Source organism: Vibrio sp. R10-SF1-ISO8 (genome assembly GCF_059833805.1).
Window position 1 is genome coordinate 167,785 of the sequence record NZ_JCBDHL010000018.1, and the last position, 15,032, is coordinate 182,816.

General features: G+C 46.7%; 9 protein-coding genes. 3 read left to right on the forward strand and 6 right to left on the reverse strand.

The genetic code is table 11. From position 1 onward, the window contains the following. Window positions 1–11 precede the first annotated feature (11 nt). Both AC6R00_RS14095 and AC6R00_RS14100 read left to right on the forward strand, forming a co-directional pair. On the forward strand, window positions 12–1,517 hold the full coding sequence (locus tag AC6R00_RS14095; RefSeq protein WP_500640809.1) for an inactive transglutaminase family protein: 1,506 nt from the start codon (window positions 12–14) through the stop codon (window positions 1,515–1,517). A gap of 2 nt (window positions 1,518–1,519) precedes the next feature. Next, window positions 1,520–2,509 carry an alpha-L-glutamate ligase-like protein gene (locus tag AC6R00_RS14100; RefSeq protein WP_500640810.1) on the forward strand — a complete coding sequence of 330 codons (990 nt, stop codon included), beginning with the start codon at window positions 1,520–1,522 and terminating at the stop codon, window positions 2,507–2,509. Between the two features lie 59 nt (window positions 2,510–2,568). Here AC6R00_RS14100 and AC6R00_RS14105 read toward each other — a convergent pair whose 3' ends face one another. The 3 genes from AC6R00_RS14105 to AC6R00_RS14115 are packed head-to-tail and all read right to left on the reverse strand — an operon-like array spanning window position 2,569 to window position 7,273. Continuing rightward, window positions 2,569–4,203, reverse strand: coding sequence for a GMC family oxidoreductase (locus tag AC6R00_RS14105; RefSeq protein WP_500640811.1), 1,635 nt, complete (start codon window positions 4,201–4,203; stop codon window positions 2,569–2,571). Continuing rightward, window positions 4,190–5,755, reverse strand: a complete 1,566-nt coding sequence (locus tag AC6R00_RS14110) for a long-chain-fatty-acid--CoA ligase (protein WP_500640812.1) — start codon at window positions 5,753–5,755, stop codon at window positions 4,190–4,192. Before AC6R00_RS14110 ends, AC6R00_RS14105 begins: the two co-directional genes overlap by 14 nt. A 39-nt stretch (window positions 5,756–5,794) precedes the next feature. Next, window positions 5,795–7,273 (reverse strand): coniferyl aldehyde dehydrogenase, encoded by a 1,479-nt coding sequence (locus AC6R00_RS14115; RefSeq protein ID WP_500640813.1) that lies wholly within the window; start codon window positions 7,271–7,273, stop codon window positions 5,795–5,797. Window positions 7,274–7,455: 182 nt separating this feature from the next. Between AC6R00_RS14115 and AC6R00_RS14120 the strand changes: the two genes are divergently transcribed. After that, complete coding sequence (locus AC6R00_RS14120) at window positions 7,456–8,490, forward strand: AraC family transcriptional regulator (RefSeq protein ID WP_500640814.1); 1,035 nt, start codon at window positions 7,456–7,458, stop codon at window positions 8,488–8,490. A 45-nt stretch (window positions 8,491–8,535) separates the two neighbouring features. Here AC6R00_RS14120 and mukB read toward each other — a convergent pair whose 3' ends face one another. From mukB to mukF, 3 genes are read right to left on the reverse strand one after another with little or no spacing between them, the layout of a single operon-like run. Continuing rightward, window positions 8,536–12,993, reverse strand: coding sequence for a chromosome partition protein MukB (gene mukB / locus AC6R00_RS14125; protein ID WP_500640815.1), 4,458 nt, complete (start codon window positions 12,991–12,993; stop codon window positions 8,536–8,538). Continuing rightward, on the reverse strand, window positions 12,990–13,715 hold the full coding sequence (gene mukE / locus AC6R00_RS14130; protein WP_500640816.1) for a chromosome partition protein MukE: 726 nt from the start codon (window positions 13,713–13,715) through the stop codon (window positions 12,990–12,992). The genes mukB and mukE overlap by 4 nt, the downstream gene beginning before the upstream one ends. Next, window positions 13,696–15,030 (reverse strand): chromosome partition protein MukF, encoded by a 1,335-nt coding sequence (gene mukF, locus AC6R00_RS14135; protein ID WP_500640817.1) that lies wholly within the window; start codon window positions 15,028–15,030, stop codon window positions 13,696–13,698. Before mukF ends, mukE begins: the two co-directional genes overlap by 20 nt. Window positions 15,031–15,032: the final 2 nt, after the last annotated feature.

Genomic DNA, 15,032 nt, shown 5'->3' on the forward strand with positions numbered 1-15,032 from the left:
AGCGTAGGCTTATGACGTCTAAAATCCCCTTTTATATATCGGTTGCATTGATTATTGCGGCTGGTATTGCTTTAAGCATATTTCGTCACCAAAACTACGGTGTTCCTTGGACACCAGGTGAAACCCGACAAGTCTGGGACATTGAAGCGCGAGTCGAATTCAATGGTCAAGGTAAACCGGTAAAAGCGTCATTAGCAGCGCCACATACTCAAACTGGGTTTACTCTTATTAACGAATCTTCGTCATCTCCTGGCTATGGTGTCTCTTACCTTCAAACGGACACTGGACGCCGAGCAGAGTGGTCGATCCGAAGTGCGACTGGACCACAAACTATTTATTACAAAACTCAGTTCCTCGTTGACCCTCAAGCTAATGTAGAACCGATAGCTCCTAGCGAAGAGATCAACCCTCCAACTTTTGATGGTCCAGTTGAAGCTGCCGCAATCGCTCTCATTGAGCGTGCGAATGAACGTTCTGCTGACGATATCACTTTCACTCGTGAACTGATCAAATCGCTTAACGACTCAGATAGTCAAAACGCCTCTTTGATTCTCAATCGAATGTCGAAAGTTGATGCTGTAGACAAAATTCTTGCGTACGCGAAGATCCCAAGCAAAGTGGTGGGTGTCATCGAGCTAGAAGATGGTCGCCGCCGTCAAACCATTCAGCAGATGAACCACGTATGGAATGGCAAAAACTGGATCCTATTCAATCCAAACAATGCTAACCAAGTCATCGAAGAGAACATCTTAGTGTGGGATGAGTCTAACGTATCGCTTCTTGACTTGATCGGTGGTCAAAACAGTCAAGTACACTTCTCTATGATTGCCCAAGAGGTAACGCCATCTCAGGCTACTCAAGATAAGGTTGAAGCAGATGGACTGCTTAACTTCTCTATTCATAGCCTGCCTCTTGAAGAACAAGCAATGTTTAAAACCATTATGCTTATTCCAATCGGTGCACTTATTGTTGTTTTCTTGCGAGTAATTATTGGCTTGAAAACGTCTGGTACCTTCATGCCGGTATTGATCGCTGTCGCGTTTGTCCAAACACAGCTTGTCACCGGTATCGTGGGCTTCTTATTGATTGTCGGTACAGGCTTGGTTATTCGTAGCTATCTCTCCAAGCTTAACTTGTTGCTCGTGGCGAGGATCTCTGCGGTCATTATCACCGTGATTATGATCATCTCGGTCTTTACCGTCGTTGCGTTCAAGATCGGCTTAACTGAAGGTTTATCGATTACCTTCTTCCCTATGATTATTCTTTCTTGGACCATCGAACGTATGTCGATTCTTTGGGAAGAAGAAGGGGCTAAAGAGGTTGTACTCCAAGGTGGTGGTTCGCTGCTAACCGCCGTACTGGTTTACTTAGCAATGACTAACTCATTTATACAGCACCTAACATTTAACTTTATTGGCCTACAATTGATTGTCTTAGGTGGCATTCTACTGCTAGGTACTTACACAGGTTATCGTTTAACAGAGCTTCGTCGCTTTAAACCACTTGCGGAGGACTAAACATGCTTTCACGTTTTACCTCGCAATTTACAACCCCTGGTAAGCTTCACCATAAGGGTATTATGGGGATGAACCAGCGCAACCACAGCTACATTGGGCGGTACAACGACCGCTCAAAGTATCCATTGGTTGATGACAAGCTCAAAACCAAGATCATCGCCCAACAGCATGGCGCAACCACACCAGAATTGATTGGCGTGATTAGTAGCCAAGTTGAAGTAAAAACCATCCATAAGATGGTTAAAGACTGGCCAGGTTTTGTTATCAAGCCTGCTCAAGGGAGTGGTGGTAAAGGTATTCTAGTTATCACATCGCACAAAGATGGGGTTTATACCAAACCTTCTGGTGCGACGATTAATCAAGAAGATGTTGAGCGCCATATCAGTAATGCACTCGCTGGACTTTTTTCACTTGGTGGTAAAAACGACGTTGCCGTGGTTGAAAACTTAATCAAGTTTGATGACTGCTTTGACGGCTTTAGTTATGAAGGCGTCCCTGACGTACGTATCATTGTCTTCAAAGGCTACCCTGTGATGGCGATGATGCGTTGTTCTACAGCTGCTTCAGACGGCAAAGCTAACTTGCACCAAGGCGCGGTGGGCGTTGGTATTGATATCGCCACAGGTCGTGCGGTTAGAGCTGTGCAATTTGACCAACCGATCACGCATCACCCAGATACCGGTAAAGAGCTTGCCACATTGCAAGTTCCACATTGGGAGCGCTTATTAACGTTAGCTTCTAGTGCTTGGGAAATGACCGGTCTTGGTTATATGGGTACCGATATGGTGCTCGATAAAGAAGAAGGGCCGATGGTACTTGAACTCAATGCCCGACCAGGATTAGCCATTCAAATTGCTAACGGGGCTGGCTTGTTGCCAAGGCTTCATCACATTGAAAACTTAGGTTTGGGTATTGAATATCCAAAACCTGCTGAACGTGTCGCTTATGCGGCGAGGCAATTTGGTATATTTGCCAAAGAAGTGACAAGCTAAAACCTTAATAACAAAAAACCCGCAATCTGCGGGTTTTTTTAATCGCTTAAGTTAAACAATTAAGCCAAACCCTCACAAGCGTGTTCCTTACACAAACCGTATTTCAACTTGATCTTGTCAGCCACTTTTTCGGCAATCATTATTGTCGGCGCATTGGTGTTTCCGCCAATGAGAGTAGGCATAATCGAGGCGTCTACAACTCTTAAGCTCTCTAAGCCATAAACAGAAAGATCATTGTCGACAACCGCTAATGGGTCTTGTTCCGTCCCCATTTTACAAGTTCCAACCGGGTGGTACTGAGTGTCAGCACGGTTACGAATATCTTGCTCTATCGCGTTGTCATCACTTGCGTCTATCGGATAGAACTTCTCTCCTCGCACGTCGTCAAACGCCTCGCTCTCTAACATTTGATGCTGTTTTTTCCACGCCTTAATCATCACTGACATATCGTCTGGATGACTAAAGAATGCAGGGTCAATACTTGGCGAGTCGTACGGATCTGCGCTTCTCAACTTCACCGTTCCTTTGCTCTTAGGTCTAAGCAAGGTAACATGACTGCTGAACCCATGACTTAAATGAATCTTCCTTGCATGGTCGTCAACCACAGCGACAACAAAGACAAATTCAAGATCCGGAACTTTTACGTCATCATCAGAACAAAAGAATCCAATCCCCTCAGCGTAATTACTGGTTAGCTTGCCGCTACGCTGGCGTCGCCATTCAGGCAGCGCTTTACTTAATTGAGTCGCCATTTGTAGTGAAACACCAAATGTTGACGTTTTCGCACTGCATTTGTAAGAGTGAATAAGGTCAATATGATCTTGTAGATTCTCACCAACTCCAGCCAGTTGATGAATCTGATGAATACTATGCTTTTCTAGCTCTTGCTTTGGCCCAACTCCCGAAAGCAATAGAATTTGCGGCGAACCGAATGCGCCAGCGGAAAGGATCACTTCTTTGCGGCACTTAATTTGGAATCGTTTTCCCGCCAAGCCATACTCCACTCCAATTGCTCGCTTATCCCGAAACAAGACTTTATGTGTTGTGGCTTTAGTCATTACTGTTAAGTTAGGGCGAGATAAATTAGGCGTGAGGTAAGCCTTTGCTGCGCTGCACCGTTCACCATTAACCTGCGTCACCTGTGTTGCCATCGCGCCAAACTGCTCCGCTCCATTAATATCTTTGTTACGCGGTACGCCAATAGACTCACAAGCTTGAAGATACTTCTCTAGCATCTCACTTGGACAGCGTAGATCAGCGACATTCAGCGGGCCACCTTGACCATGAAACTCGTCATTGTGAACTTCGTTGTGTTCCGCTTTTTTGAAGTAAGGTAAACACTCATCATAGCTCCAGCCTTGGTTGCCTAAGCTGGCCCACAAATCATAGTCATAGCGATGACCACGTGCATACATCATAGCGTTGATCGAGCTTGAACCACCCAAAGTCTTGCCCCGTGGCTGATAACCTTTACGTCCATTAAGTCCCATTTGAGGCTGCGTCTCAAAACCCCAATTATTGTACTTGGTTGGTAGCATCGCTACCGCGCCTACTGGGGTATGGATAAATGGGCTGGAGTCCTTACCCCCAGCTTCCAATAAGCATACGCTAACGTTGGGATCTTCCGACAGTCGGGCGGCTAGCACGCAACCAGCCGAGCCGCCACCAACAATAATGAAATCATAACTGTCCATCCACCAGTTCCTCGACACTAAGTGGGTGTAGCTCGCGTTTAAGAATCTTTCCGGTTGCCGTCATTGGCAACGAAGCTCGGACAAAGACTCGGCGCGGATACTTGTAATCTGCTAACTGCTCTTTTGCCCACGCGACCAATTGCTCTCCACGAATATCCGCACTGTCGCGCAAAACGACGTGAGCATGAATTTCCTCACCTAAAACATCATCCTGCTCACCAACGACAGCGACCATTTCAACCTCAGGGTGACACATGAGCACTTCTTCAATTTCACGCGGATAAACGTTATAGCCACCGCGAATGATCATATCTTTGACTCGGTCGACAATGAACAGATTGCCGTGCTCATCAAGTCGGCCAATATCACCAGAAAAGAACCACCCGTCTTTCAGCGCCTCTTCGGTCGCTTGGGGTCTTTGGTAGTAGCCTTTCATCACACTTGGACTCTTAATGCAGATCTCTCCAAGTTCTCCTAGTGCGAGTTTCTGACCTAGGCTATCGACTATCTTAACCATATGCCCACAAAGAGGCTGGCCGACACTACCGGGTAAGCGTTCACTATCTAAATGGTTAAAGGTTGCCACAGGCGCTGTTTCAGACAGTCCGTACCCTTCCAAGATTGGCACCTCAAATCGTGATTCAAACTGACGCAACACCTCTACCGGCAAAGAGGCACCACCTGAGGCACTGAGTCGCAAGCTATTTTTTACTTGTTCACAATGCTCTGGTAGCTGCTCTGCAACTTTAAGGAGTGCAATATACATGGTAGGGACACCAGCGAAGATAGTGACACCATGCTCGACGATTTCCTCTAGTACTGATTTTGGTTCAAATCTTGGTATCAGCACCATATCCGCGCCCGTCAATACGGCCGCATTCATCATCACGGTTTGTCCAAAACTGTGGAAAAGGGGTAAGGTGATCATTGTGGTGTCACTGTGCTCTAGTCGCAACAGATACTGTGATGACATCGCGTTGGTCATCATATTGGTATGTGACAGCTCAGCACCTTTGGGTTGGCCTGTCGTACCCGAGGTATATAAAATAACGGCCGTGTCGTCACCATTACACGAGACGGACTCAAAATCGCTCAGTTCACTTTGCAGCCATTGATTGAAGGAGTATTCACTCGTTTGGTCGTCTCCTGGCATAGCAACAAAATGCTGGCAAGTCTCGACCTGCTCAAACCCAGCTCGACCATAATCACCAATAGGTAAATCTGGAGTGCCATCAAAGCAAAGGTACGCTTTGGCATCGGAGTCTTTGAGGTGATAAGCCACCTCTCTAGACTTAAATAACACATTCAGAGGCACCACAACACAACCTGCTTTTAAGATCCCATAATAGGCAATTGGAAAGTAAAGTATGTTCGGACAAGAAAGCGCAACTTTATCGCCTTTTTCGAGCCCCAACTGCTTCAGTTGCAGCGCAACTTTATTCGACAACTGATTGAGCACTTGGTAGCTCATGGCTTGAGTACCCATCTGTAGCGCACGTTTATTTGGAAGCAGCGCAGCACTGCGCTCTAGGTTAACAGCAAGGTTATGCATCCATGTTCTCCTCTAGGCGGTTAGCCTACTGATCTGATGTTATTTAGTTTGGTTCTTTAATGTAGGGTCTGGCTTACCGACAAAAAGTCGTACCGCCAGTTTTTGAATTGGATTGCCATACGGAGGCGCAAACAACCCAATAGGGAACCACTTACGCATTTGGAAAACACTGCGTGCATGGCTAAGTTCACGAAATCCTTCTTCACCGTGATAGTTGCCAATGCCCGAGTTACCCACACCACCAAATGGCACAGAGTGATTCAGTACATGCCATCCCCAATCATTGATCGTCACACCGCCACTATGGGTACGAGTAAGCAACATTTCTCGCTGTTGCTTATCATGGCTGAATAGATAGCAAGCCAAAGGTCTTGGACGCTCGGTGATGTAAGTAATGACTTGATCTAGGTCTTGATAACCCAACACAGGAAGAAGCGGGCCGAAGATCTCTTCTTGGCAGATACGCATCTCCGCGGTTAAATGAGTCGCAATGTAGAGCGGTGTTTTACGCCCCTCTCCTTCATCTAAACATTGAGTAATGATGGCTCCCTTTTCACGAGCATCATCAAGCAATTCATGAAACCTTTGATGTTGCGCATCGTCCACCAATGCTGTGTAGTCTTGGTTGTTATTTAGCTGCTGATACATCTCTTTGTGTGCATGAGAGACCGCCGCGACAAAGTCATCGACTTTTCCTTCCGGCACAAATGCGTAATCCGGTGCAATACAGATTTGCCCGGCATTAAATCCTTTACCATGAGCCACACGTTTCGCTGCGTATTCAATATCATAATCATCAAAGACGATAACTGGAGACTTACCTCCAAGCTCCAAAGTGACCGGTGTAAGATTAGCCGCTGCGTTGGCCATGATTGCTTTACCACTGTTTGGAGAGCCGGTAAAAATTAGGTGGTCAAACGGGAGGTGGGAAATTTCCATTGCTTGAGCATGGTTCCCCTCTACGACACGGACTAAGTCGGTAGAATAGATCTCACTCAACAATTGAGACAGAACCTGAGTCGTGGCAGGGCAATTTGGCGGCATCTTAATCATACAGCGATTGCCTGCGGCTAACGCAGTGGCAAGCGGGCCTATCGAGAGGTATACGGGAAAATTCCACGGACAGATAATACCGACCACCCCTTTAGGTTGGTAACGAACTTCCAACTTGTTGCCCTTAAATAGCCACTCCGTCGGACGACGACTTGGCTTCATCCAACGCGCCAAATGACTAATAATATGATTGATTTCTAAAATCGGGGCGAGAACATCGGCCATCAACGATTCGGTGTGACTTCGTCCACCAAAATCTTGGCTCATAGCATCAGCTAAAACATCTTGGTAGCGCGAAAGCTGCTTCTTGAGCGCTTTTAAACGCTGCTTTCTTAACGCTATGCTTGGTTGGGGTTCTTTTTGGTAAGCTAATTTAAGTTCAGAAAACCAAAAAGCCAGTTCATTATCCCCTAGTTGTTGGTTTTTACCCTGCTGTTCAACCAGCTGGTTTGCCATCATGTTCATTTTTAGGTACCTCAATTATCCCATTGCCTAATTACAACATCTCATTAACATTAAACACAGGTGACAAAAAGACATAAATCGGTGAAATTCGGACATAGCTAACAGACTTTGATGTCATACTTACGCTATACATGCATGCAGCTTGTTGTACTGACATTAATAACTAGACCAAAAGGACCGCCATGGAATATAGCGCCGTATATGAGCCAGACATGCAAGCTTGTGGCATTCTTGATGTACAACTGCTCACTCGCTATTTGGAAAACCGCTTCCCCGTTGAAGAAATGCTGGAAGGCAGTGGTATTTCACTGGCACAACTCTACTCTCCAGATACTCACATTACCCTTGCGCAGAAGCTGATCATTTTCAGTAATGCGCTAAGCAAATCTAATGAGCCTGACCTGGGATTGAAAGTAGGACAGCAAGCGCGTTTCAGTGACTTTGGTGTTTTAGGCTATGCAGCATTTAGCAGCAACACTCTGCTTGATGCGATGCTGCTTGGCTTTAAGTATTTGCGCTTAGCCGGACCAGTGTTAAGAAAAAAAATGTGGATTAAACAAGACCGCGGTTACTTTCGAGCTGAGCAGTTGATTGACCTTGAAACAATTTTGCCGTTTTGTTGCGAGTATTGGTTTGCTGCAATTCAAAGTTTATGTGAAGAAGTTATGCAGCAGCCATTCCCATCGTATGTTCTTAGGTTTCCGTATCCCAAACCCTCGCACAGTGACCTATATAGTGACACATTCGGGTGCAGAGTGGAGTTTGACTGCCCCGAATTGGAATGGGAGTTTGATGCAACACGGCTGCGCGATCCTCTCCCCTCCGCCAATGCCATGACGCTGAAAATGTGCTTAAAGTCATGTGATGAGATGTTAGCGAAAGTCAGCAGTGCACCAAGTTTAAAAGAGAAAATTACCCAGATGTTTGTCGAAAGACCGGGCTGCTACCCTTCTATAGAGGTGTTATCTTCAGAACTGGGAATGTCATCACGAACTCTTCGTCGTCACCTTAAAGCTGAAGATACAAGCTACCAACATATTCTTGATCATGTTCGTTTCCAATTGGCGAAACACTACCTAGCATCAACAGGATTAAACATCGAAGAGATTTCTGAGCGTGTCGGATTCTCAGACAGCGCTAACTTTCGCCACGCGTTTCGTAAGTGGAGTGGTTACTCGCCAAAAGCGTTTCGAAACCAAATAACAGAAGTTAAATAACAAAATGCCCGCTAAAATAGCGGGCATTTTTCTAACGGCTTACGTTTACAGTTCTTCGACCAGTTGTTGAACTTCGCTATTGGCCTTTTTCTCCTGACCAAAGCCTCTCAAGCCCACCACGTGCACGTGCTCGTGATCTTTAAACACTTTACGTACTAACTTGTAGGTGGTGCCTTTTTCAGGGCTGATGTTCTCTGGTGCGGCAATCAGAAGCTGCATGTCTAGACGGTCACACAGTTCGAACAAGGTCGATATCGACTTGGCATCCAGACGAGCAGCCTCATCAAGGAACAACAGACGGCAAGGAACAATGTCTTTACTACGCAGACGACGGGATTCTTCTTCCCAGCTCTGTACCACCATAAGAAGAATCGATTGACCCGTACCGATTGCTTCACCCGTTGAGAGCGCACCGGATTCTGCTTGTAGCCAACCATCTGAACCACGGTTAACTTCAACACTTAACTCTAGATAGTTACGGTAATCAAGAAGCTCTTCACCCAGTACCTGTGGAGAACGCTGCCCCATATCAATATGTGGGTTAACACGTTGGAACAGCTTGGCCATAGCTTCCGAGAAGGTGTAGCGAGGCGATTCAAACAAGTCTTTATGCTGCTCTTGTTGCGCCGATAAGCCATTGAGAAGCACTTCGTGACTCTCACGAACCTTCACGTTTAGACGTACACCTTTCACCTGACCAAACGAGATGTTTGACAGACCTTGGTTGAGCATACGAATACGGTTTTGCTCACGCTGAATCGTCTTCTTAATAATGCTCGCCACAGACTCTGAGCTGATTGCCAATCGGTTTTCACGTTGCGTCAGCTCTTCGGTTAATCGAGCCAGCTCAACTTCCATCTCTTCAATCGCTTCAACCGGGTCATCGGTACGGATAATATCCTGACGGATACGCTCACGTAGATGTTGGTAAACGGCAATATAGAACAGAACTTTGCGCTCTGGTCGCGCGTTATCTTCAGAGAGGCGAAGCGCATCACGGAGGTCTTCGTTATCGGCCACAGCCAGACGAAGCGCACCGAGTGATTTATCTGACATCGAACGTAATTCGTTATCAGACATGTAAGCCAATTCGCGTTTATGCAGGCGACGTTCTACATCGTTCTCACGCGCCAAACGCAGCACCGAGCACCAACCCGCTTTCGCAGCCACAACAAAAGTTCGCAGTTCAACGTACTCTTTCTGAACCTTCTTCAAACGCTTAGCTAGCGACTTCATCTCAAGTTCTGTAGACGTAATCGTACGCTCATATTCACTCTTACGCGAGCGAGATGTATGTAAGCGCTCCTGAAGTTCATCGCGGCGACGCATAGCACGTTCTGCCGCACCTTCATCAGCCGTCACACCGTATTCTTGAAGCTCTTGTTTGAACTCCTGAACCGTTTCTAGTTTGGCTTGATGTGAGCTTTTCAGTGATGCCAATACTTGGTTGTATTGGTTCATTTGACCTTGTGCTTGCTTAAGCTCATCACGAGAGCGAGTACGCGCGCGTTCTGCTTCAACCAGTTTCGCTTTTAGTTGTTCACTCAGCTCACTGCTTTGGTTAAGCAAATCAACCGAGTCTGAGTAAGCAAAGTAGTGACGACGCTCAACAAGATCAGACAGGGCAAAGATCTGTTTCTTCAACTGCTGAAGTTTTTGATCAGCTGCTTGATATTCAGCTTCTAGCGCATCAAATTGCTCTGGGTCAGCGTCAAGTGCTGAGACGATCTTCTCTAGCTCAGCAATGGCTTTGCCATGATTGGTAACGAAAGACTTCGCTTCGGTCAACTTGGCAAGATTCTGTTCTAGCTCTTCAAATTGAGCCGATAGTGCGTCATCTTCAATCAGCGCCATGTTCGGCGCAATTTTATCGAGCGACGCTAAGGCTTGCTTGCTGCCGAGCAGTTGGCTGCGCTGCTGTTGCTCTTTAGCATCAAGATCAGCTAAAACGCGTACCAGCTGATTACGCTTGTCACGAATGGTAGCTAGAGCTCGTTCAGGGTCAGCTTCAAACGCCACCTGAATATGTTTCGCGACAAAGCTGTTGAACGCTTGGTACATACGCTGAAGTTTTTGCGAGTCGAATGCCGCTTTAGCATGCTCTTCAACCACTTCTTCACGTTCGTTACGCAGTAGATCTAAACGCTGTTCACGCGCAGCGCGACCAAACAAAGGAATTTCTGGTAAACGAGAGTAACGCATTTGGCGGTCGTTCATACGCACACATACTGCACCTTCAAGCTCTTCTGCATCGAACGAGCTGTCATCAAACGCATCTACATCACCTTCAATGATGTAAAGGTCTTCAGGACAGTCATCCAATTCCACCAGCTTCTCTTCGATGTCTGATAGATCAGACACGACAATCGCATGACGTGCAGGGCCGTACATAGCACTGAAATACGGCGCATCATCAATGGTGATATCGTCGTAAATTTCAGACAGTAATACGCCACCAAGCGTATCGGCTAGCCCTTTCAAACGTGGGTCATTAGAGCCACCCGGAGAAGCTAAGCGCTCAATTTCACCTTCAAGCTGCGTGCGGCGTTCTGCCAACTTATCTTTAGCTAGAGATTGCTTCTTCTCTTCTTCTAGCACAACCTGCATATGACTCATAACAGACTGGCTATCGTAGAGGTCAGCACCACTTTGCTCGCGCAGAGACTCAAGTGCATCGTGGGCAGCAATCCAAGTTGGCGCAATGGCCTCTAGCTTTTTGATTTCAGCAGAAGCGTCTTGCTCCAAGCGGCGCTGTTCGCTGCGCCGCTCACGAACCTCTTCTTGAGACATCTCTAGCGATTCAATTTGCATCGCATGACGTTCACGCTCTTGCTCAAAGGTCAGTTCGTCAATCAAGTCAACATGGTGCTGCTTTTGATATTCGCCCACCAGCTCTTGAGTCTGACGCTGCTTATGCAAGCGACGCTCAACATCACGATGCTGCGCGCGCCACTGTTGTTCATTTTGTACTAGCTGCTTCGCTTCTCGGCCTTGAGCGATGGCCGCTTTCGCTGACTGAGACGCTTGGTTACGTTCCACATTGCCAACAATGCTCTTAACCAGCTTCAATGCTGTTTCAAACTGCTCTGCCGCAGCAGATGACATATCAAGCTTGTGTTTAGTGGACAGCAATTCATTGGTGCTTTGCGCTTCGTTATCTTTAAGCTGCGCAACCAAAGCCTGCGCTGACTCCGCGGTGAGATCTTCGTTTTGCAAAAGCAGCTTAGCTTTTTCAAGTGCCTGTACCGCCTGTTGGTATTGCAGCGCGCGAGTCTGCTGCACATCCAATGCCTGTTGGTAATCAGCAAGCTGAGTTTTCAAGCTATCGACTTCTTCCTCAGAAACCGTCGCTTGTTCCTCAACCATAAGCACACGTTCTTGCGCTTCTTCTACTACCATCATCTGTTCTTCAAGACGCTCTTGCAGCTCTTCAAGATCTTCTTGGTAGCGTTCAATTTTCTCTTGCTGACGCAGTGCGTTTTGCACTAGCTGCAAGTGGTCTGAAGCCGCCTGATAGTCTTGCTCTAGCGACGACTCAGATTCAACCAGTAGCTCTAGCTCTTCTTGTACACGGTTAAGCAGGTTGTTTTGTTCTAGCAAAGTCTCACGCGAGCTAAACAGCTCAGAGCGCAGTGACAAGGTCTGCTCAAGTTTGTTACGACGATCATTAGCATGGCGCATGTAATCCGCCGCCACATAGTTAGTCGACTCTGTGATTAGATGCTTAAACAAGTCGCGGTCAGCCTGAGTGGTTTTGATCGCCTCAAGTGTCATGCGGTTTTCACGCAGCGCTGATTCCATATCTTGGAACGCTTTTTTAACACCGCCGTTTTGTGGCAAGAGGTAGTCGCGAAGTGAACGAGTAATCGCGCTTGAGATACCACCGTATAGCGATGCCTCGATCAGACGATAGAACTTAGAGCGGTCGCTAGAATTGCGTAATTTCTTCGGAATAACGCCAAACTCAAACATTTGAGAATGGTAATCGACAATCGAAGAGAAGGCTTTGAACTGCACACCTTCAATTTGACCAATAGACTCTTTTACCTCGTTGATCTGGCGAACACGAGCTTGAGTATCTGAAACGCTTTCGATCAACACATCAGTCGGTTTGATATGGCTTGGTAAGCCTTGAATCACAAACGGCTTGATGTCGACTTTCTTGTCACGACCGGCGACCTGCTGCAGCTTAACTGCAAACAACAAACGTTGATTACGTGAATTCACGACATCGAGAGCGGCATAACAAGCACCGGCTTGTAACTTACCGTACAGACCTTTATCACGAGAAGATTGGCTGCTGCCCGCTTCAGTCGTGTTACGGAAGTGAAGCAAGGTTTGATCGGGAATCAAAGCAGTAATAAACGCTGCCATGGTCGTCGACTTACCCGCACCGTTACCACCAGAAAGTGTGGTAACTAGCCCATCGATATCAAAAGTACGCGCAAAAAAGCCGTTCCAATTGACCATGGTTAGCGATTGATATTTACCTCTTTCAATCATGCTTCACCCTCTTCCATCATTTCTTGTTCAGCGTTATCGTCGCTGTCAGTTTGTTCTAGTAAGCTACCTTGGCTCGGCTCTTTAGTATGCACAACCGCTTCACCGTCACGAATTAGGCGCAGCTGCGCTTCACGCATATCGTCACCAACTCGCACGTCAGCACCAAAGCGGAAAACCGACTCACTGATACTAAATTTGCCAGTTTCACCGATGTTGATGATCATACCTAGGCGACGCAGACGGCGTAGCGACGTACGCACTTTCTCAAAAAGCTTCTCTTTGTCTAAGTCGGAACCTGTTGCACGATTGGTTACTAGCTTCATGAGCTTCGCTTCATCGGCAAGTGCCAATAGCTCTTCATACAGCTCTTGGTTGGTAAAGATACCTTCATGCGCTAAACGCTCAGGGCTAAGGTAAAGGAAACACAATACCTTACCCACCAGCATATCAAGCTCTGAAAGCACACTACGACCAATCAGTGACGTCGAACGCGGTCGCAAGTAGAAAAAGCCTTCTGGTGCTTTCACGAGTTCAGTGTTGTAGCGTTGATAGAAAGAAGACAACTCAACTTCGAAGTCTGACAACAATGCGTGGTTATCAAGATCTTCGCTTGAGATATGACGCCCTGCTCGCAGCATACTATCGAGTGCAGGGAACAGAGGATTTGAAATTGCTTTTGCCAGATTATCTGACATGTATTCATTAATATCGGTCGATGACATTTGCTTGTACCTTTGCACCAAATTCGTTGATCGCTTGCCAGTCTGGTTGAATGGCTTGGTAGTCAGACTCTGAGTAGCCTAAACGTACCGCTTGATCGATAACAATTCGTGCTAAATCAAAATGATGAGTTTGCGGATGCTGTGCTAGGTAATCACGTAGCACTAAGCCCAGATCGATTGGCGCACCTTGCTCTTTATGAACTTTAAGCATGCCTGCAATACGATCTGACAATTCATCATTGACCTGTTGGAACTCTTCGTATTCCACTTCTAGTGGTACTTGGCCGGTAACTTCATCATCTCTCAGTACCAAAGCCTCATCACGAAGGTCAGTTAAGCGCTCAGCATCTGCGTAAGTCAGGTACCAAGGCATATCGAAATACTCTTTGACGGACTGACGTAAACGAGAACTGAATGCTCGGTTCTTATCCATATCAATCGCGGTTCGAATAAATTTGTGGACGTGACGGTCATAACCGATCCAAAGATCGATCGCTTGCTGACCCCAACTGGTGATGCGATCAAGCTTCATTTGCAGACCAAATAGGGTTTCTGCGATGAACTCCAGCTCGTCATCGCCATAAACCAGTTCTTGAATATCAAGAATCTGCGTCTGTAGCTCGTCGCCCGCGGCTTGAAGCGTATCTTGCAGCTCTTTGAGGGTATTGGATGTCTCAGAAAGCAACGCTTCACAGTTGTTGATGGCGTCGCGCCAGTCTTTGTTTAACAGTTCAGCAATCTGAATCTTAACCGACTGCTGCTGCTCATCCATCACTCGTTGGTTCAGATCGATCTGATCGAAGATCTCTCCCACTGAGTACTTAAGCACACCATAGACGTTCTTACGCCAATGACCTGGCGTTCCGCCCTGACGCGCAGATTCAATCGCCTTCGACATTTCGTCAGCAACCATTGAAAGCTGGATAGAGAGCTTAAGTTTGGAGAATTCACGATGTCGGACGTAGTAGTCGGTAATCCCTATCGCAAGAGGTGACAGACGATAGATACTGGCTCCATCGGTCAATTCACTAGTAAAACGGCTAATGAGTCGTTGTTTGACCATTTCGTTAATCGCGTTGTTAGCGCGAAACGCCGACGCATCACCCGTTCCTTCAAATAATCGGGTAACAATGGTAAACGCGTCATGCAGTTCACCTTCACCCAATTCTTCATCGAACCTTTCATTACTGAGCACAGCAATAGCGATTAGAAATGCCAGTCGCTCTGTTGTCAGGTTCAATGAGAAATCATGCTGCTTAACCCAACCGACGAGTTCATCGATCGGCTGCTCAGCATTTAGAGTCATCTCACTCATTG